20 protein-coding genes are annotated in these 24,206 nt (G+C 71.0%); 11 read left to right on the top strand and 9 right to left on the bottom strand.

Features of this window, described 5'->3' with window-relative positions:
• The first annotated feature begins 17 nt into the window (after positions 1 to 17).
• Both AACH10_RS12585 and AACH10_RS12580 read left to right on the top strand, forming a co-directional pair.
• Positions 18 to 1,259, top strand: a complete 1,242-nt coding sequence (locus AACH10_RS12585; RefSeq protein WP_341410769.1) for an MFS transporter — start codon at positions 18 to 20, stop codon at positions 1,257 to 1,259.
• A 102-nt stretch (positions 1,260 to 1,361) separates the two neighbouring features.
• Positions 1,362 to 3,794 (top strand): ATP-binding protein, encoded by a 2,433-nt coding sequence (locus AACH10_RS12580; RefSeq protein WP_341410768.1) that lies wholly within the window; start codon positions 1,362 to 1,364, stop codon positions 3,792 to 3,794.
• A 9-nt stretch (positions 3,795 to 3,803) separates the two neighbouring features.
• Here AACH10_RS12580 and AACH10_RS12575 read toward each other — a convergent pair whose 3' ends face one another.
• The 5 genes from AACH10_RS12575 to AACH10_RS12555 all read right to left on the bottom strand — a co-directional run bounded on the left by AACH10_RS12575 (position 3,804) and on the right by AACH10_RS12555 (position 9,576).
• Positions 3,804 to 4,796 (bottom strand): Bug family tripartite tricarboxylate transporter substrate binding protein, encoded by a 993-nt coding sequence (locus tag AACH10_RS12575; RefSeq protein ID WP_341410767.1) that lies wholly within the window; start codon positions 4,794 to 4,796, stop codon positions 3,804 to 3,806.
• Positions 4,797 to 4,842: 46 nt separating this feature from the next.
• Positions 4,843 to 6,285: a sulfatase family protein gene (locus AACH10_RS12570; protein ID WP_341410766.1), complete on the bottom strand. Its 1,443-nt coding sequence runs from the start codon at positions 6,283 to 6,285 to the stop codon at positions 4,843 to 4,845.
• A 147-nt stretch (positions 6,286 to 6,432) separates the two neighbouring features.
• Entirely contained in the window at positions 6,433 to 7,191 is a 759-nt protein-coding gene (locus tag AACH10_RS12565) for a M15 family metallopeptidase (RefSeq protein ID WP_341410765.1), read from the bottom strand.
• 136 nt (positions 7,192 to 7,327) lie between these two features.
• Positions 7,328 to 8,260, bottom strand: coding sequence for a LysR family transcriptional regulator (locus AACH10_RS12560; RefSeq protein ID WP_341410764.1), 933 nt, complete (start codon positions 8,258 to 8,260; stop codon positions 7,328 to 7,330).
• Between the two features lie 17 nt (positions 8,261 to 8,277).
• Entirely contained in the window at positions 8,278 to 9,576 is a 1,299-nt protein-coding gene (locus AACH10_RS12555) for a flavin-dependent oxidoreductase (RefSeq protein WP_341410763.1), read from the bottom strand.
• A gap of 42 nt (positions 9,577 to 9,618) precedes the next feature.
• On the opposite strand from AACH10_RS12555, the gene AACH10_RS12550 reads away from it, so the two are divergent.
• Positions 9,619 to 10,878 (top strand): MFS transporter, encoded by a 1,260-nt coding sequence (locus AACH10_RS12550; protein WP_341410762.1) that lies wholly within the window; start codon positions 9,619 to 9,621, stop codon positions 10,876 to 10,878.
• Between the two features lie 18 nt (positions 10,879 to 10,896).
• Here AACH10_RS12550 and AACH10_RS12545 read toward each other — a convergent pair whose 3' ends face one another.
• Both AACH10_RS12545 and AACH10_RS12540 read right to left on the bottom strand, forming a co-directional pair.
• Complete coding sequence (locus AACH10_RS12545; protein WP_341410761.1) at positions 10,897 to 11,283, bottom strand: translation initiation factor; 387 nt, start codon at positions 11,281 to 11,283, stop codon at positions 10,897 to 10,899.
• 5 nt (positions 11,284 to 11,288) lie between these two features.
• Positions 11,289 to 12,038, bottom strand: coding sequence for an MBL fold metallo-hydrolase (locus AACH10_RS12540; RefSeq protein WP_341410760.1), 750 nt, complete (start codon positions 12,036 to 12,038; stop codon positions 11,289 to 11,291).
• A 247-nt stretch (positions 12,039 to 12,285) separates the two neighbouring features.
• Between AACH10_RS12540 and AACH10_RS12535 the strand changes: the two genes are divergently transcribed.
• The 3 genes from AACH10_RS12535 to AACH10_RS12525 all read left to right on the top strand — a co-directional run bounded on the left by AACH10_RS12535 (position 12,286) and on the right by AACH10_RS12525 (position 14,673).
• Positions 12,286 to 12,606 (top strand): c-type cytochrome, encoded by a 321-nt coding sequence (locus AACH10_RS12535; RefSeq protein WP_341410759.1) that lies wholly within the window; start codon positions 12,286 to 12,288, stop codon positions 12,604 to 12,606.
• 19 nt (positions 12,607 to 12,625) lie between these two features.
• Entirely contained in the window at positions 12,626 to 13,987 is a 1,362-nt protein-coding gene (locus AACH10_RS12530; RefSeq protein ID WP_341410758.1) for an NAD(P)/FAD-dependent oxidoreductase, read from the top strand.
• Between the two features lie 77 nt (positions 13,988 to 14,064).
• Positions 14,065 to 14,673 (top strand): Tll0287-like domain-containing protein, encoded by a 609-nt coding sequence (locus AACH10_RS12525; protein WP_341410757.1) that lies wholly within the window; start codon positions 14,065 to 14,067, stop codon positions 14,671 to 14,673.
• A gap of 10 nt (positions 14,674 to 14,683) precedes the next feature.
• Here the strand turns inward: AACH10_RS12525 and AACH10_RS12520 are convergent, their stop codons facing one another.
• Positions 14,684 to 15,571, bottom strand: a complete 888-nt coding sequence (locus AACH10_RS12520) for a response regulator (RefSeq protein WP_341410756.1) — start codon at positions 15,569 to 15,571, stop codon at positions 14,684 to 14,686.
• Positions 15,568 to 18,990, bottom strand: a complete 3,423-nt coding sequence (locus AACH10_RS12515) for a hybrid sensor histidine kinase/response regulator (RefSeq protein ID WP_341410755.1) — start codon at positions 18,988 to 18,990, stop codon at positions 15,568 to 15,570. Before AACH10_RS12515 ends, AACH10_RS12520 begins: the two co-directional genes overlap by 4 nt.
• Positions 18,991 to 19,187: 197 nt before the next feature.
• Between AACH10_RS12515 and urtA the strand changes: the two genes are divergently transcribed.
• The 5 genes from urtA (at position 19,188) to urtE (ending at position 24,186) form a co-directional block, all read left to right on the top strand.
• Positions 19,188 to 20,444: an urea ABC transporter substrate-binding protein gene (gene urtA, locus AACH10_RS12510; protein WP_341410754.1), complete on the top strand. Its 1,257-nt coding sequence runs from the start codon at positions 19,188 to 19,190 to the stop codon at positions 20,442 to 20,444.
• Positions 20,445 to 20,561: 117 nt separating this feature from the next.
• Positions 20,562 to 21,476, top strand: coding sequence for an urea ABC transporter permease subunit UrtB (gene urtB, locus AACH10_RS12505; RefSeq protein WP_341410753.1), 915 nt, complete (start codon positions 20,562 to 20,564; stop codon positions 21,474 to 21,476).
• A gap of 34 nt (positions 21,477 to 21,510) precedes the next feature.
• On the top strand, positions 21,511 to 22,698 hold the full coding sequence (gene urtC / locus AACH10_RS12500; RefSeq protein WP_341410752.1) for an urea ABC transporter permease subunit UrtC: 1,188 nt from the start codon (positions 21,511 to 21,513) through the stop codon (positions 22,696 to 22,698).
• A 29-nt stretch (positions 22,699 to 22,727) separates the two neighbouring features.
• Positions 22,728 to 23,471 carry an urea ABC transporter ATP-binding protein UrtD gene (gene urtD, locus AACH10_RS12495; protein WP_341410751.1) on the top strand — a complete coding sequence of 248 codons (744 nt, stop codon included), beginning with the start codon at positions 22,728 to 22,730 and terminating at the stop codon, positions 23,469 to 23,471.
• Between the two features lie 25 nt (positions 23,472 to 23,496).
• On the top strand, positions 23,497 to 24,186 hold the full coding sequence (gene urtE / locus AACH10_RS12490; protein ID WP_341410750.1) for an urea ABC transporter ATP-binding subunit UrtE: 690 nt from the start codon (positions 23,497 to 23,499) through the stop codon (positions 24,184 to 24,186).
• The last annotated feature ends 20 nt before the right edge of the window (positions 24,187 to 24,206 follow it).

Here is a 24,206-nt window from a genome sequence, read left to right as displayed (position 1 = left end):
ATGCGATGAGCGGGGGCGTGGTTAAGCCTGCCTCGCCCTGGCCGGCCGTGCTGTTGCTGTATGCCGCCGGGCTGATGGCCGCGGCGCAACTGGGCAAGCTGTCGGCGCTGGCCCCGGTGTTCACGCCCGCGCTGGGGCTCACGCTGGCCGGCGCGGCCTGGGCCATCTCGCTGCTGGAGGTGGGCGGCGCCACGCTGGGCGCCGTGGCCGGGCTGCTGGCCCAGCGCTGGGGCCTGCGGCGCACGCTGCAGGGTGGCCTGGTGGCTCTGGCGCTGGCCGGGCTGGGCAGCGCCACGGCGCAAGGCCAGGCCAGCCTGCTGGGCTGGCGCCTGCTGGAGGCCGCCGGCTACCTCAGCGTGACCGTCACCGCGCCGGTGCTGATCGCGCGCCTGAGCCTGGCCGCCGGCGCCCACACCCAGATGCTGGCGATGACGCTGTGGAGCACCTTCGTACCGGTGGGCCTGGCGCTGGGTGCCAGCGGCGCGGCCGCCGCCGCGCTGCCGCTGGGCTGGCGCGGCGCGTTGCTGGCCGGTGGCGTGCTGGCGGCGGTGCTGGCGGTGGCCATGCGCTGGCGCTGGCCGGCTGCGGCCGAAGCCGCCGCCGACGCGGCCGATGCCGAGCGTGAGGCTGCGCACCGCGCTGAATCCCACCACGCCGAAGACAGTGCCGCCTTCCACGCCGCCACGCGGCGCGCGGCGCGGCCCGGCATGGCGGCCTGGTGCCTGGCGCTGGGCTTCGGCCTGTTCGCGCTGTTCGAGGTGGGCCTGCTGGGCCTGCTGCCCACGTTGCTGGTGGAGCAGGCCGGCCTGAGCGCCGCCGCCGCCGGGCAGTGGACCGGCGTGGCCTCGCTGGCGGCGGTGGGCGGCAGCGGCATCGCGGCGCTGCTGCAGCGCCACGCCGTGCCGGCGCGCTGGCCGGCCCTGCTGGCGCTGGCGCTGCCGGCGGTGCTGCTGTGGGGCATCTTCCGCCCCGCGCCCGATGCCGCCTGGGCCGTGGGCCTGGCCATTGCCTGCAACCTGCTGGGCGGCGTGTTCGCCAGCTACGCCTTCGCCATGCTGCCGCGCGTGGCACCGCGCCCGGCGCAGCTGGTGCGCGTGAACGGGCTGATCACCCAGTGCGGCGCCAGCGGCAGCCTGCTGGGCCCGCCGCTGATGGCCGCCGGCGTGGCGTGGGGCGGCTGGACGGGTGCCGCGGCGCTGGGCGTGCTGATCACGCTGCCGGCGCTGCCGCTGGCCTGGCGGGCGTTCAGGGGGCGCTGAGGCCGCGTCGATAGCGCGAAAGCGCAGTGGCAGGCGCGCTGGATGCACGCGGGTCTTGGCTAGGATGGGGGCTTACGGAACCCGACCCGACCGACGCCCCTGATGCTGGACATTGCCACGCTGCTGAGCACGAATGCGCTGCTGTCATCGGCCGCTGCGGCGGTGATGGCGGTGGTGTTGCGCACGCGCAAGACCTACCCCGGCTTCGGCCACTGGACGGCCGGCCTGGTGTGCATGGCGCTGGGGGCCGCGCTGCTGGTGCCCGATGTGCTGCCGCCCAGCTGGTCGGCGCGCATGCTGCGCAACGGCCTGCTGGTGGCCGGCCATGTGCTGCTGCTGCGCGGCATGCTGGCGTTTCGCGGCCTGCGCGCCAGTGCCTGGCTCGAGGCCGGGCTGGCGGCGCTGTTCCTCGTTCCCTTCGCCTACCTGAGCCTGGATGGCGGCCTGCTGGCGGCGCGCATCGTCTATTACGGACTGTTCTCGGGCTCGCTGTGCCTGGCCACGGTGATCGTGACGCTGCGGCGGCGACCGCCGCACTTCGGGTCGAACGACGGGCTGCTGGCGCTGTGGCTCACGCTGCTGGCGGCCATCTCCTTCGTGCGGGCGGCGCAGGAGATCGCCAATGTCAGCACCGCGTTCGAGGGCATCCGCGGCCTGGGTGGCCTGTATGCGCTGGCGCAGATCCTGTCGGTGCAGCTGGTCACGCTGACGCTGATCAGCATGAACTCGCAGCGCATCGAGTGGGAGCTTCGCGCCAGCGCGCTGCGCCTGCAGGCCAGCGGCCGGTTCTACCGCTGCCTGTCGCTGTGCAACGAGGCGGTGGCGCGCTGCGACAATCAGCGTGCGCTGTTCGACGCCGTGTGCCAGGCCATCATCGACGCCGCCGGCATGCGCCTGGCCTGGGTGAGCCTGCTCGACGAGGCCGGCCAGCTGCAGGTGCAGGCCCAGGCCGGCGCGCCGGCGGCGGTGCCGCGCGAGCTGCTCCAGGGTGTGGACGGGCCCGACGCCAACCCCACCGGCCTGGCCCTGCGCAGCGGCCAGCCGGTGTGGTGCCAGCAGTTCCAGCACGACCCCTTCACCCGTGCCTGGAAGGCGCAGGTGCCGCAGGCCGGCTTTGGTGCCGCGGCCGCATTGCCGGTGCGGCGTGGCGGCGCGGTGGTGGGGGCGCTGACGCTGTGCGCCGGCGATGAACGGGCCTTCGACAACGAGACCCGGCAACTGCTGGTGGACCTGGCCGCCAACGTGAGCTTTGCGCTGGACAACTTGGACCGCGAGGCCGCCCGGCGCCAGGCCCAGGAGGCCCTCGACGCGCACCGCCAGCAGCTGGAGGATACGGTGGCGCGCCGCACCCACCAGCTGGCCGAGGCCAGCCAGCGCGCCGAGGCCGCCAACCTGGCCAAGAGCGCCTTTCTGGCCAACATGAGCCACGAGATCCGCACGCCGCTGAACGCGATGATCGGCATGGCCCACCTGATCCGCCGCGAGCCCCTGAGCCCGCGTCAGGTGGACCGCCTGGGCAAGCTGGAGGCCGCCTCGCACCACCTGCTGGAGGTGCTGAACGCGGTGCTCGACCTGTCGAAGATCGAGGCCGGCAAGATGGCGCTGGACGCCGTGCCGCTGCGTGTGGAAGCCGCCGTGGCCAATGTGCTGTCGATGCTGGACGAGCGCGCCGATGCCCGGCACCTGCAGCTGCGCAGCGATGTCGACCGCATGCCGGCCGACTTGGTGGGCGACCCCACGCGCTTGCAGCAGGCGCTGCTGAACTACGCCAACAACGCGGTCAAGTTCACCCAGCAGGGCAGCGTGACGCTGCGCGCCCGCCTGGCCGAGCTGACCGAAGACAGCGCCTTGCTGCGCTTCGAGGTGCAGGACACCGGCGTGGGCATTGCGCCCGAGGTGCTGCCGCGGCTGTTCGCGGCCTTCGAGCAGGGCGATGCCTCCAGCACCCGGCGTGCCGGCGGCACCGGACTGGGCCTGGCCATCACGCGCAAGCTGGCCGAGCTGATGGACGGCGAGGCCGGTGCCAGCAGCCAGCCCGGCGCCGGCAGCACCTTCTGGTTCACGGCCCGGCTGCGCCGCGACCCGGCCGCGGCCAGCGCGCCGCATGCCGCGCACCAGGACGCCGCGCAGGCCATCCGCCAGCGCCATGCCGGCGCGCGTGTGCTGCTGGCCGAGGACAACGCGGTGAATGCCGAGATGGCCCAGGCCCTGCTGGAGGAAGCCGGCCTGGTGGTGGACGTGGCCGGGGACGGCCTGTCCGCGGTGCGCATGGCGCAGGAGCGCGCCTACCGGCTGGTGTTGATGGATGTGCAGATGCCGGGCCTGGACGGCATGGATGCCTGCCGCGTCATCCGGCAGCGCCATGCGCCGGCGGCGCTGCCGGTCATCGCGATGACGGCCAATGCCTTTGCCGAGGACAAGGCGCGCTGCCAGGCCGCCGGCATGGACGACTTCATCAGCAAGCCGGTGGACCCGGACAGCCTGTACCGGCTGCTGCTGCGCTGGCTGGACGGCTCGAACCCGCCGCCGGCCTGAGGCGGCGGTTCAGTCCGGCTTGATGCCGAAGCGCTTGATCAGCTCGGCGCTGCGCTGCGTCTCGGCCTTCATGCGCTCGGCAAAGGCCTTGGCGGGCAGGGCCAGGTCGTCGGTGCCCAGCGCCGCCAGGCGCGCCCGTGCCTCGGACCGGGCCAGCACGGCCAGGGCCGCGCGCTCCAGGCGCTGGGCCACGTCGGCCGGCGTGCGGGCCGGCGCCAGCAGGCCGTACCAGGCCACCAGGTCCTCGTCGCTGCCGGGCTGAGTCGATGCGCTGCCCAGCGCCTCGCGCAGCGTGGGCACCTCGGGCAGCAGCGGCGAGCGGCGCGCCTGCGTCACGGCCCAGGCCTGCAGCTTGCCGCTGGCCAGGTGCGGCCGCGTGGGCGGCGCACCCACCAGAGCGAAGGCGGTCTCGCCGCTCAGCGCCGCCAGCGTGGCGGGTGCCGCGCCCTTGTAGGGCACGTGCACGATGTCCAGCCCGGTGCCGGCGCGCAGCAGCTCCACCGCCAGGTGCTGCGGCGAGCCGTTGCCCGGCGTGCCGATGGGAATGCCGCCGCGCTTGCCGGCGGCGGCCAGCGCCTCGCGCAGCGTGCGCGCGCCCGATGCCGATAGCGGTGCCGAGACCAGCACGCTGGGCGATTGCGCCACCAGCACCAGCGGCGTGAAGTCGGCCAGCGGCGCATAGGGTAGCTTGCCGAACAGCGCGGGCGCGATGGTCAGCTCGGGGTTGCCGGCCAGCAGCAGCGTGTGGCCGTCGGCCGGGGCCTTGGCCGCGGCATCGGCACCCAGCGTGCCGCCCGCGCCGCCCTTGTTCTCCACGTTCACCACCTGCTTCAGCTCCTCGCCCAGGCCCTGCGCGAGATAGCGCGCCACCGCGTCGATGCCACCGCCGGCCGGGTAGGGCACCACCAGGCGCAACGGGCCGCTGGGAAAGGCCTGCGCCCGCAGCGCGGCAGGGGTCAGGCCGCTGGCGGCCAGGGCGGTGAGCAGGGTGCGGCGGTGCATGGGGTTCCTGAGGTCTGGGGCAGGCGTCGGGGGGCAGGTGGCCGGGTCAGGCATTCGCCTTCGGTGCCGGCGTGGCGGTGGACGAGCCCAGCCGGTGCGCCGCATCGGCACCACCATAACGCGCAATCAGGTCGGCCTGATCGGCCTTGGCCAGCGCGTCCACCGCGTCGGGGTCGCACAGGGCCTGCAGCGCCGCGCGCATGTCGGCCAGCACGCCGGCATGGGCCGGGCTGGCGGCCAGGTCGTGCAGTTCCTCGGGGTCGGTCTGCAGGTCGAACAGCTCGGGCGCGAAGCCCACGTAATGGTGGTACTTCCAGCGCCCGCGCCGCAGCATGAAGCCGGCGCTGTTGCTGCCCGCCGCGTGGTATTCACTGAGGATGGGCCGCTCGGGTTCGGGCGGCGCGGCGGCAATGTCCAGCAGCGCGCGGCCGGGCCGGCCGGCCATCTCGGGCGCGGGGTCGAGCCCCACGCCCTGCAGGATGGTGGGAAACAGGTCCAGCAGGTCCACCGGCGTGTCGCACACGCCGGGCGTCACGCCCGGGCCGGCAATCAGCATCGGCACCTTCACGCTTTCCTCGTATAGCGTGCTCTTGCCCCACACGCCGCGCGCGCCCAGGTTGTCGCCATGGTCGCTGGTGTAGACCACCTGCGTGCTGCCGGCCAGGCCGCTGGCCTGCAGCGCGCCCAGGATGCGGCCCACGTTGTGATCGAGCCAGCTGCACAGGCCGAAGTAGGCCGAGAAGGCGCGCTGGCGCTCGCCGGCATCGGCGAACACCTCTTCGTTCGGCATGAAGTCGGCGTATTCCTGCACCCAGGGGTGGCGCCGGTAGCCGCTGCCAGGGCCCAGCTTGGGCTCGGGCAGGGTCTCGGGCGGGTACAGGTCGAAGAAGGCTTGCGGCACCACCAGCGGGAAGTGCGGCGCCACCAGGCCCACGTACAGCACGAAGGGCTCGTCGCGGCCAGCGGCCTCGGCCAGCCAGGCCTCGGTGCGGGCCGTCACGTCGCGGTCGTACTGGGTGTAGCTGGATTCGCCGGGGCCGATGCGCTCGCCCAGCATGCGCGTGCCATCGGCGCGCGGCCGGTAGGGGTTGCGGATCGAGGCCCACACCATGCCGTGCCCGCCCACCACGTGCATGGGCAGGTGCTCGGCGTCGAAGCCGCAGGGGTCTTCCACGCTGCGGTAGTGCAGCTTGCCGATGCTTTCCACGCGCACGCCGTGCTGCTGCAGCACATGGCCCCAGCCGCGCTGCGCGCCGGTGTAGGGCATGGCGTTGTCCCACAGGCGCACCTGGTGCACGCGCAGGCCGGTGGCGAAGGCGGCGCGCGCCGGCACGCAGATCGGGCTGGGTGTGTAGGCGTGGGCAAAGCGCAGGCCGCGGGCGGCCAGGGCATCAAGGTGCGGGGTCTGCACGAACGGATGGCCGGCGCAGCCCATGATGCGCGGGTCATGCTCGTCCGACATGATGACCACCAGGTTGCGGCGGCTCACGGGCGGGGGGTCTCCAGGGTCGGCAGCGTGGTTGCTGCGGCCCGGGAGTGTGTTCAGCCGCGTGGCGCGCGTCCAATAGCGTTTGCGTCTGGGCGGGGATCGGCTTTTCTGATGCCTGGCCTGCCGGCGGCCCGCCCGTGCCGGGGTTCAGACGAAGGCGCTGAGGTCGTCCTCGGCCTTGTCGAAGAATTCCTCGGGGTACTTCTGCTGCAGCAGCGCGTCGACCTTGTCCACCCAGGCGGCGGGTGCGGCGGGGTCGACCTGCAACGATTCCAGCACCTTCAACGTCTTGGGGCCGACGTCGCCGTCGATGTTGCCCAGGTCATGCCCCAGGCGGATCAGCGCCGACTGCACATAGGCGGCGTCCTGCTTGCCCTTGAAGCGGTCGTGCGGCACACCCGAGCCGATGATGGCGCTGATGGCCATGGCCGTGGCCGGCTTGAAGTTGGTGCCGCGCTCGGCGCGGTAGTGCTCGTACACCTTCTGGTGGCTGCCGCGGCATTCGAAGTGCCAGCTCTCGCTGATGCTGGCCTTGGGCTCGGCAATGATCGGCACCACGCCCCAGCGCGCCGCGATCTGCCAGAACTCGGCCAGCGGCACCTTCAGGCGCGAGAGGTCGACGTCGAAGGCGCGGCCCGACTCGTGCATGCTGCCGCCCGGCGGCGGGCTGAAGGCCTTCTTCTTGCCGCTGGTGTAGTCGAGGTGGGCCTGCAGCTGCATGTCGTAGCTGCGGAACAGGTCGGACAGCTCGAGCTTGCCGTCGTGCTGCTTGAGCTCGTCGCGGATGCCGTACAGCGCGCGCTTGAGGTCGGGCGTGACCTTGGCCATGCGTTCGGGCATGAGGATGCGCTGACCGGCAACTTCGTAGATCGAGCGCACGAGGGGTTTGACCAGTGGGGAGGGCATCGTCGGCTTTCCGTCGGGTGGAGGGGCACGCACCGGCGCGCTGTTGCCGCCCGTGCGTCGGGCGATGCTGGGACGGCATGGCGCCGAAGTCGACCCCCTAGCCTGTGATGGGTGCGCAGCGTGGCTCCGCGACGCGTCACGGCAGCCGACCGTCCAGCCGGCCCTGCGCCACCAGATCGGCCAGCACCTGCCCCAGCGCATCGCGCACTACCTCGGCCGCCGGCGGCAGCGGATGGCCCTGGCGCCACACCACCGCCTGGGTGCGCAGCAGCTCGGGCGCCACGATGCGCCGCGCGGCCAGCGCACCGACGTCCAGCGCGTCCTGGCACAGGCTGGCGGGCAGGATGGCATGGGCCAGGCCGGCGCGCACCAGCGCGATCAGCATCGGCGGGCTGTTGAGCTCGTGGCGCACGTCGGCCACCAGGCCGCGGGCGGCGGCTTCGCGCTCGATCAGCTTGCGCAGGTGGTGGGCGCGGTCGGGTGCGGCCAGCGGCCGGGCCAGCGCCTCGGCCAGCGTCACCTCGGCCGGCAGCGTGCGCATGGCCTCGGCGGCACCCACCAGCACCAGGCGCTCGTGCAGCACCGGCTGGGCCCGCATGCCCTGCAACTCGGTGGCGCCGGGCATCAGCGCCAGGTGCACCTGGCCCGATTCCACCTGCAGCGCGCTGGCCGGCGACAGGCCGTCCACCACCGCCAGCTCGATGCCGGGGTGCGAGGCCGCCAGCTGCTGCAGCAGCGGGGCGATGACCACCGGCGCCAGCGTGCCGGCCAATGACACGCGCACCACGCCGCGCGGCCGCACGCTGCGGCCCTGCACCACATCGGCCAGGCCGTCCACCTCGGCCAGCAGGGCCGGCGCACGCTCGGCCAGGCGCTGGCCAGCGGCCGACAGGCTCACGCCGCGCGCATGGCGCTCGAACAGGCGCTCACCCAGCGTGTCCTCCAGCGCCGCCAGGTTCTGGCTGAGAGCTGGCTGGGCCACGCCCAGCTGCTCGGCCGCGCGCGACAGGCTGCCGCAACGCGCGATCTCCAGGAAGTAGCGCAGCTGGCGCAGCGTGAGGTGGGTCATGGCCGCCGCGTTGCGCTTCAGCCCGCCACGCGCGCCCCCGGCGCGACGGTGGGCGGCGCGGCGTTCAGCGCCTCGATGGCGAAGCCGGCCGCGGCCTTGTAGCGGGCCATGAAGGCCTCGCGCTCGGCGGCGGGGATCACGGCGTCGATGTCGTCGAATACGCCGCCGCAGCGCTCGTCCACCAGGCCCAGCAGGCCGAACGGACCCGCGCCGCGGTTGCGCAGCACCAGGGCCGAGATGTCGGCGCACAGGCGCTGGTCGTAGGCGCGCAGCGCGGCCGGCGTGACGCCGTGCTTCAGCAACTCGCTGCCCAGCACACGCGCATCCACGATGGCCTGGCTGGCGCCGTTGCTGCCCACCGGGTACATCACGTGCGCGGCGTCGCCCAGCAGGGCCACGCGGCCATCCTGCCAGGTGGGCACCGGGTCGCGGTCGATCATCGGGTACTCGAACACCTCGCTGGCGCCGCGCAGCATGGCGGGCACGTCCAGCCAGCCGTAGTTCCAGCCCTCGAAGTGGTGGATGAACTCGTCCAGCGCCACCTGGCGGTTCCAGTCGCCCTGGCGCCAGCCGCCGGCGTTGTCCACCGTGATCTCGGCGATCCAGTTGATGGTGGCGAGACCCGTGGCCGGATCGGCCGGCGAGATGGGATAGAGCACCACGCGGTGGCGCAGCGAGCCCAGGCCCACGAAGCTGGCGCCGGTGCGCACCGGCACGCCCGGCGTGGTGCCGCGCCACATGATGGCGCCGCCCCACTGGATGGGCGGCTGCTGCGGGTGCATCTGCGCGCGCACGGCCGAGTGCAGGCCGTCGGCGGCGACCAGCAGGCTGCCGGCCAGCTCGCTGCGCGTGCCGTCGCGGGCTTCGATCAGCGCGGTCACGCCGTCGCCGGTCTGCCGGTAGCCGGCGACACGCTGGCCCAGACGCACGGCATCCGGGCCCAGGCGTTGCAGCACCGTGCGGTACAGCAGCATCTGCAGCTCGCCACGGTGCACGGCGTATTGCGGCCAGCGGTAGCCGGCTGCCAGGCCACGCGGCTCGGCATACACCTCGCGGCCATTGCGGCCCACCAGTGCCCATTCACGTGCCTGCAGGCCGATGGTGTCGAGCAGGTCGTTGCCAAAGCCCAGGTCGTGCAGTTCGCGCACGGCGTTGGGCTGCAGGTTGATGCCCACGCCCAGCGGCTTCAGCGCGGGCACGGCCTCCAGCACCACGCAGGGCACGCCGATCTGGTGCAGCGTGAGCGCCAGGCTCATGCCGCCGATGCCGCCGCCGGCGATCAGCACCGGGGGGATGTCTCTGTTCGTCGTTGTCATGGACCGGGATTGTCGGCGACCGTGCGTGCTACAAACCCGCGCATGCAGGTGCCCACCGTCACCGCCGGTGACGCGCCGGCTCCGCCGCCGTTCTTGCCGCCCCTGTGGCGCCAGCCCGAGTACATGCGCCTGTGGACGGCGCAGGTCATCGGCAACCTGGGCGGCCATGCCTCGGGCATCGCCTACCCGCTGCTGGTGTTGGCGCTGACCGGCTCGCCCAAGGCAGCCAGCGTGGTGTCGGTGCTGCACATCCTGCCGTACCTGCTGCTGTGTCTGCCGGTGGGTGCCCTGGTCGACCGCTGGAACCGCCGCCGCGTGATGCTGACCTGCCATGCCGGCCGCATGCTGGCCGTGGCGGTGCTGGTGGCGGCGTCGGCGCGGGGCGGCCTGAGCCTGCCGCTGCTGTATGCGGTGGCCGTGGTCGAGGGCGTGTGCATGGTGTTCTTCAACATTGCCGAGACGGCCGCGCTGCCGCGCGTGGTGCCCACCCCGCAGCTGGCGCGCGCCACGGCGCAGAACCAGGCCGGCTTCGGTGTCTCGGCCGTGCTGGGCCCGGCGCTGGGGGCCTGGCTGTTCGAGGCCGGTGGCCATGCCGCGCCTTTTGTGCTGGACCTGGCCTGCCACGCCGTGGCCGCGCTGCAGCTGTGGCGGCTGCGCACGTCCTTCGTGCCGCAGCCGGCCGTCGGGCGGCGCCACCTGGGTGCCGAGGTGATGGAGGGCCTGCGCTGGCTGTGGCGCGAGCGCCTGGTGCGCGACATCGCGCTGATCACCGGCGTGGTGAACATGGTGCAGGCGGCGGTGCCGCTGCTGCTGATCGTGCTGGCGCGGCAGCACGGCGCCAGCGAGTCGCAGGTGGGCGTGGTGTTCTCGTGCGGCGGGGCCGGCGCCATCCTGGGGGCCCTGGTCGGGCCCTGGGTGCAGCAGCGCCTGCCCTTCGGCCCGGCGCTGATCGGCGTGCTGGTGATCGAGGCGGCGGTGTTCCCGCTGTTCGCGCTGGGCCAGGGCGCGTGGAGTCTGGGCCTGGTCTACGGCGTGATCATGTTCGTGGGGCCGGTCTACAACGTGCTGCAGTTCAGCCGCCGCATCGCGATGATCCCCGACGGCTTGCAGGGCCGCGTCAACAGCAGCTTCCGCCTGGTGGCCATGGGCCTGAACCCGGTAGGCGCCGCGGCTTGCGGCTGGCTGCTGGAACATGGCGGCAGCGGCCGCACATTGGCGCTGTTTGGCGCCGTGTGGGCCGCGGTGGCGCTGGTGGCCTGGGCCGATCCGGTGCTGCGGCAGGCGCGGCAGCGCGGCGGCTGACCGGCCCTGCGCCGGTGCTCAGCCACCGGCCAGCTTGACCTTGCGCCCCTGCGCCTGCAGCCAGGCCTGCACCTTCTCGCGGTGGTCGCCCTGGATCTCCAGCACGCCGCCGTCCTTCACCGCGCCGCCGGCGCCGCAGGCCGTGCGCAGCTGCTTGCCCCATTGCGCCAGCGTGTCGGGTGGCAGGTCATCGAGGCCGCGCACCACGGTCACGGCCTTGCCGCCGCGGCCCTTGGTCTCGAAGTGCACGCGCACCGTGCCGTCGCCGCGCAGCGCCGCAGCCGCGGCCTGGGCGGCGCAGGTGCAGGCCGCCAGCGGCTGGCGGCAGGCCGGGCACATGCTGCCCGCATCGGTGGAATAGACCAGGCCGCCGGTGCCGGCGCTCTTGAGCTTCATCGAGGGCATGGGCGTCAGCCTTGCACGCTTTCGGTCATGCGCCCGCAATAGGCCTGCATCTGCTCGGGCAGGTCGGTGGGGCACACGCCGCACTGGCGGTTGCCGGGCACGGCATGGTCGATGAACTTCGGATACGGCAGGTTCAGTGCGGCCATGATCTGCTCGAACTCGGCCTGCGCCTTGCCGCCGCCCAGGCGTGGGTTGCGCGCCTTCTCCTGGCCCACCGACGAGACGCGGCGGCCCTGGTAATCGTGCCCCGGGTACACCAGTTGCTCGTCGGGCAGCGTGAACAGCTTGGTGGTGACGCTGCGGTACAGGTCGGCCGCGCTGCCGCCCTGGAAGTCGGTGCGACCGCAGCCGTCGATCAGCAGCGCATCGCCGGTGAACAGGCGCTCGCCGCACACATAGGCATGGTGGCCGCTGGTGTGGCCGGGCGTGTGCAGCGCCTCGATCACCACGCTGCCCACGCGCAGCGGCACGCCCTCGGTCACGCCAAGGTCGGTGCAGGGCAGGGCGTCGATGGCCGGCACGGCGATGCGGCAGCCGGTGCGCTCCTTCAGGTGGCGCGCGCCGGTGATGTGGTCGGCATGGATGTGGGTGTCCAGCGTGACGGCCAGCGTGAGGCCCAGGCGCTGGATCTCGCCCAGGTCGCGGTCGATGCTGTTGACCACCGGGTCGATCAGCAGCGCGTGGCCGGTGTGCTCGCAGCCCAGCAGGTAGGTGTAGGTGGACGACAGGGGTTCGAACAGCTGGCGGAAGATCATGTGCAGGGCCTCCAGGGTGGCGCCAGCCCATTCTGGCAGCGCTGGCGCGCGGCGTCTCGGGGCGGGTTCATCTTCGGTTCAGCCGGGGTTCAGGCCGGGTTCATCTTGCGGCGCCCAGGCTTGCGCCAGATCAATGTGCACCGGCGCCGACACCATGGGTTACACATACCAGCAAGGGTATGCGCATGATGGCTGACAGCGCTGATGTGCGGGCGCGCCGATCCAGCCCCTTGCGAGGAGACCATCCATGTTCATCACCCCATCACTCTGGGCCCGTGCGGCCGTCGGGCTGGGCCTGGCGCTCACCGCGCTGGCCGGCCAGGCGCAGGCCGTGTCGCCCAGCGGCCGCCTGCTGGCGTCCAACTGCTTCCAGTGCCATGGCACCAACGGCCACGGGCCGGGCTTCGACAGCCTGGCCGGCAAGTCGGCCAGCGAGATCTACGGCGAGCTGGCCGAGATGCGCAGCGGCAAGGAAGGGCAGGGACTGATGACCCGCCACGCCATGATCTACACCGACGCCCAGCTGCGCCAGCTGGCCACCTGGTTCGCCGCCCAGCCGGCGCGCTGACACCCGCAGGAGAACGCACATGCAACGACGTCATCTTCTGCTGGGCGGCAGCGCCGCGCTGCTGGCCACCACGCTGCCGGGTTGCGGCGGCGGCGGGGCCGATGCAGGCACCGCGGACACCATGGCCTCGACCAGCGACGGCCTGAGCAGCGCCGCCGGTGTCGGCCGCACGACCACCACCACGGGAACGACCGCCACCGCCGCGAAGGCCCGCGTCATCGTGGTGGGCGGCGGCATGGCCGGCGCCACGGTGGCCAAGTACCTGCGGCTGTGGAGCGGCAACACCATCGACGTGACCCTGGTGGACCGCAATGCGCGCTACACCTCCAACATCATGAGCAGCATGGTGCTCACCGGCCAGCGCACGCTGGCCAGCCTGGGCTACGGCTACGGCACGCTGGCCAGCCAGTACGGTGTGAAGTTCGTGGCCGACGAGGTGCTGGCCATCGACCCGGTGAACACCACCGTCACGCTGCGCAACGGCGGCGTGCTGAAGGCCGACCGCATCGTGCTGGCGCCAGGCATCGCCTTCGATGCAGTGCCGGGCCTGAGCGACCCCACGCGCATGCCGCATGCCTGGCAGGCCGGTGCACAGACCACGCTGCTGGCGCAGCAGCTGGCGGCCATGCCGGCCGGCGGCACGGTGGCGCTGACCATCCCCGCCACGCCCTACCGCTGCCCGCCGGGGCCGTACGAGCGCGCCTGCCTGCTGGCCGACTGGCTGCGCCAGCGCAAGCCGGGCTCCAAGCTGCTGGTGCTGGATGCCAACGCCGACATCGTGACCGAACGTGACAACTTCAGCCGCGCCTTCCTGGGCCTGCACGGCCAGGTCATCGAGTACCGGCCGAACGCGGTGATCGACCATGTCGACCCCGCCGCGATGGCGCTCTACCTGGCCGACGGCAGCCGCGTGAGTGCCAACGTGGTGAACCTGATTCCGCGCCAGCGCGCGGGGGCGCTGGTGGCCACCACCGGCCTGGCCACGGCCACCGGCGGGCGCTTTGTGCCGGTGGATGTGCTGAGCTATGCCTGCACCGTGCCGGGCGCGCAGAACGTGCACGTGATCGGCGATGCCAGCGCCACCACCCAGCCCAAGGCCGGCCACATCGCCAACCAGGAGGCCAAGGTGTGCGCCGACGCCATCGTGCGGCTGGTGTCGGGCGGGCTGCCCGACACCGGGCCGGTCACCAACTCGGCCTGCTTCTCCACCATCACGATGAGCCAGGCCTCGTGGCTGACCGCAGGCTTCCAGTACGACCCCGTGGCCCGCGCAATGGCCCCGGTGGCCGCAGCGGGGGGTGCCTCGGACGGCTGGAGCGGCGACCACTTCGAGGACATGCTGACCTGGTTCAAGGCGCTGATGGCCGACAGCTTTGCCTGATGCCCATGTCCACCCTTCACGCCGAGAAGAAACGTCGCATGCCTGTTGTCGCTGCCCCGTCCCGCTCCCTCACACCCATGCTGGGCGTCGTCGTCACCGGCCTGCTGCTGGCGGGTTGCGCCGCGCCACCACCACCCGCCTCCACACCGGCTGTGTCACCGGTTGTGGCGGCGCCCGACGACCCCTGGGTGGCCGATGCCCGCGGCATCGCCGCCAGCGTGCCACCCCGCCTGTTGGCCACGCTGAAGCAGGAGATCGATCGCGGCGGGCCGGAAGGCGCCATCGCGGCCTGCCGCGAGCAGGCGCCGGCCCTGGCCCGCGCGGCCTCGGCCGAGAGCGGCTGGGCCGTGCGCCGCGTGAGCCTGCGTGAGCGCAACCCCAAGGCATTGCCCGATGCCTGGGAGCGCGGCGTGCTGGCCGAGTTCGACCGCATCGCCGCCGCGCGCGGAACGGCCGCGCCGATCGAGCATGCCGAGGTGGTGGCCACGCCCGACGGAAAGCGTGAGCGCCGCTACATGCGCGCGCTGCCCACCCAGGAGCTGTGCCTGGCCTGCCACGGCGCGCGCGCCAGCCTGAGTGCCGGCGTGACCGAGCGGCTGCGCACCCTGTACCCGGCCGACCGCGCGGTGGACTACCGCGTGGGCGAGATCCGCGGTGCGATGACGCTGCGGCAACCCATTCCCTGAGCGTCCAGCCTCAGCCCAGCTCCCGACTGGCCAGCGCCGCCGCCGCGGCGCGGGTTTCCACGCCCAGCTTCTCGAACACATGTTCGAGGTGCTTGTTCACGGTGCGCGGGCTCATGCCCAGGATGTCGGCCACGTCGCGGTTGGTCTTTCCCTTGGCCACCCAAGACAGCACCTCGGTCTCGCGCGGCGTGAGCATGGCGCTGGCCAGGCGCGAGGGCGTGGCCTCGCCCGCGGCGGCCAGGCTCAGCAGCCACATGGCCTCGCCCATGCCGATGCCGCCCAGCTGGCGCGCCACCAGCGTGCGGCCATCGGGCATGGCGCGCTGCAGCAGCGGGGCGGGCGCATCCGCTGTATCCGCTGCACCGGCCAGCCAGGCGGCGGCGGTCTGGGTGGCCTCCGGCGCAAAGGCCTCGGCCAGCCAGCGCTGCGCCTGGGGTGACTGCCAGGCCAGGCGGCCGCGGCCGTCCACCACCACCACGCCGTGGCCGCCCACGTCCACCGCCTCGCGTGCCAGGCGCACGGCGCGGGCATTGCGCATGTGCGTGGCCAGGCGCACCTGCACCTCGGCCGCGCGCACCGGCTTGACCACGTAGTCGACGCCGCCGGCTTCGAAGCCGGCGACGATGTGCGTGGTCTCGGACAGCCCGGTCATGAAGATCACCGGGATGTGCTGCCAGGCCGGGTGGGCCTTGATCGCGCGGCAGGTCTCGAAGCCCGACAGGCCGGGCATCAGCGCGTCCATCAGGATGGCATCGGGCGTCACCAGATCCAGGCGCTGCAGCGCGGCCTCGCCGCTGTGCGCCACCAGCACCGTGGTGCCGTCGGCTTCCAGCGCCTGGGCCAGCGCGCCGAGCGTTTCAGGTTGGTCATCGACCAGAAGAATGACGGCTGTACTCACGTCGTGTCTCCATCGGCATCGGCGTCATCGCGCACACGCTGCAAGGCCGCCAGCAGCGCCGGGAAGTCGAAGCGGTCCACCAGCTCGCGCAGCGCGTCGGCCTGCAGGGCGCATTCGGGGTGCTCGCTGGCCAGCCGGCCCAGGGCCTGGCGCAGGCCCTGGGCATGGCCCAAGCGCGCCAGGCGGGTGAGGGTGGCGGCAAAGTCGTCGGGCAGCGGCGCGGGGGCTGCGGGGCCGGCCGGCGGCAGCTCGGGCGGTGCCCAGCCGGGCACGGTGAGCTCGGCCACCCATTCCAGTTGCAGGTGCTTCTGCAGCGCGGCCAGCAGCTCGCTCTCGATCACCGGCTTGTCGACGAAGGCCTGGGCGCCGGCCTCGGCCAGCTTGTCGGGCCGGTTCTCGAAGGCATTGGCCGAGACCATGATGATGGGCACGTCGGTCCGGCCCGACAGGCTGCCGGCACGCAGCCGGCGCGCGGTGTCCCAGCCGTCCATGTCGTCCATCGTGATGTCCAGCAGCACCGCGTCGGGCACCTGGTGCAGCACGCTCTCCAGGCATTCGTGGCCGGTGCCGGCCTCGCGGATCTGGAAGCCCAGCGGCAGCAGCAGGCCGGCCAGCATCTGGCGCTGCGTGGGGTGGTCGTCCACCACCAGCAGGGTCTTGCGCGGGCCGATGTAGCCGGTGACCGGCCGGTGCGGCGTGGGTGCGGCCGGGTCGCGCGCCGGCGGCGCGGCGATCTCGCTGAGGTACAGGCGCACGGTGAAGGTGCTGCCCACGCCGGGCGTGCTGACCACGCTGAGATCGCCGCCCATCAGCTGGGTGAGCAGGTGGGTGATGGTCAGGCCCAGGCCGGTGCCGGGGTCGCCGCTGCGGCGCCCGGCGCTGCCGCGCTCGAAGGGCATGAAGATGCGCTCCAGGTCCTGCGCGGCGATGCCGATGCCGGTGTCGATGACCTGGATGCGCGCCACCTCGCGCGTGTGGTCCAGGCGCAGCGTGATGCGGCCCTGGTCGGTGAAGCGCACGGCATTGCCCAGCAGGTTGATCAGGATCTGGCGCAGGCGCTTGGCATCGGCGCGGATGTAGGCCGGCACGCGGCCTTCGGTCTCCAGCGTGAACTGCAGGCGCTTGGCGGCGGCCTGCGGCTGCACCATGCGCACCAGGTCGTCGAGGAACTCGCGCATCGGCAGCGGCGCGGGGTCCAGCCGCAGGCGGCCGGCCTCGATGCGTGCCAGGTCCAGCAGGCCGTCGATCAGCGCATGCAGGTGCTCGCCGCTGCGGTGGATGGTGGCCACGGCGCGGCGCGGCTCGTCGGCCACGCGCTCGTCCTTCAGCAAAATCTGCGCATAGCCCAGGATGCTGTTGAGCGGCGTGCGCAGCTCGTGCGTGATGCCGGCCACGTAGCGGGTCTTGGCCTGGTTGGCCGATTCGGCCTGCTCCTTGGCAGCCTGCAGCGCGGCGTCGGTGCGGCGGTGGGCCTCGATCTCGCGCATCAGCAGCTGGTTCTGGCGGCTGGATTCGTCCTCGGCCATGTGCCGGCTCTCGCTGCCCAGCACCATCCACCAGGCGCCCACCGCGGCGGCCAGGCTCAGCAGCGCAAAGGCCTTGAGAAAGGGCGCGCGCAGCGCCTCGGCCAGCACCGGGTTCACGCCCGACTGCTGGGCCCACACCACGCCCAGGATCACCGCCATCAGCGCCAGCAGCGACACCGTGACCACCAGGTAGTGCGCGGCGCGGAAGTTGATGCGCCGCGCCAGCCGGGGCGGCAGCAGGGCCACCAGCGCGGCATGCACCTGCTCGGCGGTGCGCGCGTCGCTCTTGCAGCGGTCATGGCAGCGCGACTCCAGCGTGCAGCACAGCGAGCAGATCGGCGCGCCATAGGCCGGGCACCAGGCCATGTCGTCGGATTCGAACGGGTTCTCGCATACCGAGCACACCACCGTCTCGCCGGGCCGCCACACCGGTGCCTCGTGCCGCGCCAGGTAGTAGCGGCCCTTCGTCCACCAGGCCAGCAGCGGCGACACCAGCATGGCCGCGCCCAGCGCAATGAACGGGGCATAGGCCTGGGCCAGCACGCCGAACACGCCGGCATAGGCCACCACAGCCAGCGTGGCGGCCACCAGCATGGCGCCCAGGCCCACCGGGTTGATGTCGTAGAGATATGCGCGGCGGAACTCGATGTGCTTCGGGCTCCAGCCCATCGGCTTGTTGATGACCAGATCGGCCACCAGCGCGCCCACCCAGGCGATGGCCACGTTGCTGTACAGGCCCAGCACGTTCTCCAGCGCCTCGAACACGCCGAGCGTCATCAGCAGCACGGCGATGGCCACGTTGAACACCAGCCACACCACGCGGCCCGGGTGGCTGTGCGTCAGCCGCGCGAAGAAGTTGCTCCAGGCCAGCGAGCCGGCATAGGCATTGGTGAGGTTGATCTTGACCTGCGAGACGATGACGAACAGCACCGCCGCCGCCAGGCCCCAGGGGGGCGGCAGCACGTAGGCGAAGCCGGCCAGGTACATCTGGGTGGGGTCCACGGCCTTGTCCACCGGCAACTGCTGCTGCAGCACCAGGAAGGCCAGAAAGGCACCGCCCAGCATCTTCAACATGCCCGGCAGGATCCAGCCTGGTCCGGCCACCAGCACCGCAGCCCACCAGCGGCGTGCGTTCTCGGGTGCTTTCTCGGGCAGGAAGCGCAGGTAGTCCACCTGCTCACCGATCTGCACCACCAGCGAGAAGGCCACGGTGGCGGCGGCGCCGAACATCACCGCATCGAAGCCGGCGCTGCCCGACACGCGACCGGCCAGCGTGGTGAACTCGACGAAGCGCTGCGGCTCCTGCCAGGCCACGAACACATAGGGCAGCACCAGCATGCCCATCCACAGCGGCTGGGTCCACATCTGCAGCTTGCTGATCAGCGTGATGCCGTGCATGACCAGCGGCACCACCCCCAACGATGCCACCAGGTAGCACAGCGGCAGCGGCCAGTCGGTGGCCATCTGCAGTGCCAGCCCCAGGATGGCTGCCTCCAGCGCGAAGAAGATGAAGGTGAAGCTGGCATACACCAGCGAGGTGAGGGTGCTGCCCAGGTAGCCGAAGCCGGCGCCGCGGGTCAGCAGGTCCATGTCGAGCCCGTAGCGCGCGGCATACACGCTGATCGGCAGGCCGGTGAGGAAGGTGATCAGCCCCACCACCAGGATGGCCCATAGCGCGTTGGTGAAACCGTAGCTCAGCGCGATGGCGCCGCCGATGGCCTCCAGCGCCAGGAAGCTGGTGGCCCCGAAGGCGGTGTTGGCCACGCGCGCCTCGCTCCACTTGCGGAAGTGGCGCGGCGTGTAGCGCAGGGCGTAGTCCTCCAGCGTCTCGTTGGCGACCCAGCTGTTGTAGTCGCGGCGGATGCGGAAGATCTTCTGCTGGGCGATGGCCAAGGGCGGTGTCCTGGAAGGCAGCGTGGCGGGGCGCGGCCACTGCTTGCAAGAACCAGTCCCAGCGCGCGCACTGCGTTGAATGACGTATTCGGGATACGCAGGTCGGAACCTACCGTTGCGCCCATGCCGCCGAACCCGCCCCATGCCCTGTGATGGTGCCCGGCGCCCCTGTTTGTCCACCGTCAGGAGAAGCCACCGTGTCGCAACGTGAAGAAGATCTGAAGTCGGCCCAACGCCGCAAACTGCTGCAGGGCGCCGCCGCGCTGCCGCTGGCCGGCCTGCCGCTGCTGGGCCGTGCCGCCAATCTGCCCACCGCGCAAGTCAACACCACCAAGCTGGCCGTCACCGACACCGAGGTGATCGTGGGCCAGCTGCACTCGGCCACCGGCACCATGGCCATCAGCGAGACCGGCTCGATCCAGGCCGAGCAGCTGGCCATCGACCAGATCAACGCCATGGGCGGCATCCTGGGCCGCAGGATCAAGGTCATCAAGGAAGACGGCGCCAGCGACTGGCCCACCTTCGCCGAGAAGAGCAAGAAGCTGCTCGTCAACGACCGCGTGGCGGCCGTGTTCGGCTGCTGGACCAGCGCCTCGCGCAAGGCCGTGCTGCCGGTGTTCGAGAAGGAGAACGGCCTGCTGTACTACCCCACCTTCTATGAAGGCCTGGAGCAGAGCAAGAACGTGATCTACACCGGCCAGGAGGCCACGCAGCAGATCCTGTACGGCCTGGACTGGGCGCAGAAGGAGAAGAAGGCCAAGACCTTCTTCCTGATCGGCAGCGACTACATCTGGCCGCGCACCTCGATGAAGATCGCGCGCAAGCACATCGAGAACTTCCAGAAGGGCAAGGTCGTCGGCGAGGAGTACTACCCGCTGGGCAGCACCAACTTCGGCAGCCTGATGAACAAGATCAAGGTGCAGAAGCCCGACTGCATCTTCACCGCCGTGGTGGGCGGCTCGAACGTGGCCTTCTACAAGGCGCTGAAGGCGGCCGGCATCACCGGCGACAAGCAGCTGCTGCTGACGCTGTCGGTGACGGAAGACGAGATGACCGGCGTGGGTGGCGAGAACTTCCAGGGCTTCTACTCGTCGATGAAGTACTTCCAGAGCCTGGACAACGCCAACAACAAGGCGTTTGTCGCGGCCTTCAAGGGCAAGTACGGCAAGGATGCGGTGATCGGCGACGTGACCCAGGCCGGCTACCTCGGCCCCTGGCTGTGGAAGGCTGCGGTGGAGAAGGCCGGCAGCTTCGACATCGACAAGGTGGTGGCCGCCAGCGAGACCGGCATCGAGCTGAAGACCGCGCCCGAGGGCTACGTGAAGCTGGACAAGAACCACCACCTGTGGAGCAAGTCGCGCATCGCCATGGGCATGCCGGATGCCACGTTCAAGGTGGTGTCGGAGAGCCCGGAGCTGATCAAGCCCGACCCGTTCCCGAAGGGCTACCAGTAAGCCCACCCCCGTAGCGGCCAAGGCCGCTCCCCCTCAAGGGGGCCACGCCAGTGGACCGGCGAAGCCGGATCCACGGCGTGCGCTGGGTTTGTCTTGTGGCCTGCGTGAGGTTTGCGTATGACGTTTTCCGAAATGCTGAACATCGGCCTGATGCAGGGCTTCGCGGGCCTGAGCCTGTTCGCGGTGCTGCTGCTGATGGGCCTGGGCCTGGCCATCATCTTCGGCCAGATGGGCGTGATCAACATGGCGCATGGCGAGTTCATGACCATCGGCGCTTACACCATCTACATGGGCTCGCACCTGGCCGGCCAGTACGCACCGCACTGGCTGCCCTACTACTTTCCGATCGCCATCGTCTGCGCCTTCGGCTTCGCCTTCGCGGCCGGCTGGATGGTGGAGTGGGCGCTGATCCGCCACCTGTACAAGCGGCCGCTGGACACGCTGCTGGCCACCTGGGGGGTGAGCCTGGCCCTGCAGCAGTGCTTCCGCAGCTTCATCGGCCCCAAGGAAGTGAGCCCCACGCTGCCCGAGTGGCTGCTGGGCTCGTGGGCGCCGGCGCCGGGCCTGGACATCCCGATCAACGGCCTGTTCGTGCTGTGCCTGACCGCCTTCACCACCATCGGCGTGCTGATCGCGCTGGCCAAGAGCCGCTGGGGCCTGCGGGTGCGCGCCACGGTCAGCAACCGCCAGATGGCCAACGCCATCGGCATCGACACCAAGAAGACCGACCGCCTGACCTTCGCCATCGGCTGCGGCATCGCCGGCATGGCCGGTGCGGCCTTCACCACCATCGGCTCCACCGGCCCCACCTCGGGCTCGCTCTACATCGTCGATTCGTTCCTGGTGGTCACCTTCGGCGGTGCGGCCAGCCTGCTGGGCACCGTGGTCTCGGCCTTCGGCATCGCGCAGACCCAGTCGATCAGCGAGTTCTTCATGGCCGGCTCGATGGCCAAGGTGCTGACGCTGTCGCTGATCGTGCTGATCCTGATGATCCGCCCGCAGGGCCTGTTCGCCTCGAAGGTGCGTCGCTGAATTCCCCGACATCCGCAAGCTGGAGCCCCAACCCATGAATGCTTTGAAAGAGTTGATCAAGCGCTACCAGCTGGCCAGCCTGCTGGTGCTGGCGGTGCTGCTGGCGGTGGTGCTGCCCGCGCTGCTGCCCATCTTCCGCCTGAACCTGGTGGGCAAGTACCTCAGCTACGCCTTCGTGGCCATCGGCCTGGTGATGGTGTGGGGCTACGGCGGCGTGCTGAGCCTGGGCCAGGGCGTGTTCTTCGGCCTGGGCGGCTATGCCATGGCCATGTTCCTGAAGCTGGAGGCCAGCGACCCCATCACCACCAAGATCCAGAGCACGCCCGGCATCCCCGACTTCATGGACTGGAACCAGCTCACCGCGCTGCCGGCGTTCTGGGTGCCGTTCAAGAGCCTGCCCTTCGCGCTGGCGGCCGTGGTGCTGGTGCCCACGCTGCTGGCCTGGATCGTCAGCTTCGCGATGTTCAAGCGCCGCGTGGGCGGCGTGTACTTCGCCATCATCACCCAGGCGGTGGCGCTGATCCTCACGGTGCTGATCATCGGCCAGCAGGGCTACACCGGCGGCGTCAACGGCATGACCGACCTGAAGACCGTGCTGGGCTGGGACACCCGCACCGACGGCGCCAAGTACATCCTGTACTACCTGTGCGTGGCGCTGCTGCTGGGCAGCATCGTGCTGTGCCGCTGGATCCAGACCGGCAAGGCCGGCACCCTGCTGGTGGCCATGCGCGACAAGGAAGACCGCGTGCGCTTCTCGGGCTACGACGTGGCCAACTTCCGCGTCTTCACCTTCTGCCTGGCGGCTGCGCTGTCGGGCATCGGCGGTGCGCTGTTCACGCTGCAGGTGGGCTTCATGTCGCCCAGCTTCGTGGGCATCGTGCCCAGCATCGAGATGGTGATCTTTGCCGCGGTGGGTGGCCGCATGAGCCTGGTGGGCGCGGTGTACGGCACGCTGCTGGTGAATGCGGGCAAGACCTACTTCTCCGAGAGCTTCCCCGACTTGTGGCTGTTCCTGATGGCTGGCCTGTTCATCGGCGTGACCATGGCCTTCCCGATGGGCCTGGCCGGGCTGTGGGAGAGCCATGTGATGCCCTGGTGGCAGCGGCGAAAGGCGCCTGCGGCCAAGGCCCCGGCCGCGCCGGTGGTCGCTGCCAGCGCCGCACCCGCCGCCGCCCCGGCTGCCCCCGCCCTGCCGCCCGGCGCCGCCGCGCACCAGGCCTGAGCCAAACCTGACCGCAACCGGAGCCTGCCATGAGCAACACCGACTTCGCCCTCGCGGTGGAAGACCTCACCGTCTCGTTCGACGGCTTCAAGGCCATCGACGCGCTGACGCTGTACATCGACAAGAACGAGCTGCGCGTGATCATCGGCCCCAACGGCGCCGGCAAGACCACGCTGCTGGACCTGATCTGCGGCAAGACCAAGGCCAGCGGCGGCAGCATCAAGTTCAAGAACACCGAGCTGACCGCGCTGGCCGAGTTCCAGCGCGTGCGGCTGGGCATCGGCCGCAAGTTCCAGACGCCGTCGATCTACGAAAACCTCAGCGTGTTCCAGAACCTGGAGGTCTCGTACCCCAAGGGCCGCTCGGTGTTCGGCGCACTCGGCTTCAAGTGCACCGAGGAGGTGAAGGCCCGCGTGCAGGTGGTGGCCGAGGAGATCCACCTCGCCGACAAGCTCGACACCGAGGCCGGCCTGCTCAGCCACGGCCAGAAGCAGTGGCTGGAGATCGGCATGCTGCTGATGCAGGACCCCGAGCTGCTGCTGCTGGACGAGCCCATCGCCGGCATGAGCGCGCGTGAGCGCGAGATGACCGCCGAGCTGCTGCAGCGCATCTGCACCAACCGCGCCGTGATCGTCATCGAGCACGACATGGACTTCGTCAAGCAGATCGCCCACAAGGTGACCGTGATGCACCAGGGAAAGATCCTCGCCGAAGGTTCGATGGACAAGGTGCAGAACGACCCCAAGGTCATTGACGTGTATCTGGGCCATTGACTCGGCCATTCAAGGAGCCACTCACATGCTGAGCGTGAAAGACCTGTTCGTCGCCTACGGCCAGAGCGAGGCGCTGCACGGCATCTCCTTCGATGCCGCGAGCAAGGAAACCGTGGCCATCATGGGCCGCAACGGCATGGGCAAGACCACGCTGTTCAAGAGCCTGATGGGCGTGCTGCCCACGCGCAGCGGCTCGGTGACGGTGGCCGGCGCCGAGATCAGCAAGGACGAGAGCTTTCGCCGCGTGGCCAAGGGCATCGCCTATGTGCCGCAGGGCCGTATGATCTTCCCGACGCTGAGCGTGGAAGAGAACATCCAGACCGGCCTGGAGAACAGCAAGACCCGGCGCATCCCCGACGAGATCTATGCGCTGTTCCCGGTGCTGTGGGACATGCGCCGGCGCAAGGGCGGCAACCTGTCCGGCGGGCAGCAGCAGCAGCTGGCCATCGCACGCGCGCTGGTCACCGAGCCCAAGGTGCTGCTGCTGGACGAACCCACCGAAGGCATCCAGCCCTCGATCATCAAGGACATCGCCAAGGCGCTGAACGAGATCCGCAAGATGCGCGACATCACCATCGTGGTGAGCGAGCAGGTGCTGAGCTTTGCGATGGATGTGGCCGACCGGCTGTTCGTCATCGAGGGCGGACGCCTGGTGCACGAGACCGCCCGCGCCGACACCGATGTCGCCCGCATCAAGAGCTATCTGTCTGTCTGACCCCTTTTCCGTCTGACCCC

The organism is Pseudaquabacterium inlustre (assembly GCF_038066595.1).
In the GTDB taxonomy this organism is placed as follows: Bacteria; Pseudomonadota; Gammaproteobacteria; order Burkholderiales; family Burkholderiaceae_C; genus Pseudaquabacterium; species Pseudaquabacterium inlustre.
The sequence above is the reverse complement of the archived record's forward strand: the minus strand, read 5'-3'. Positions and strand labels throughout refer to the sequence as shown.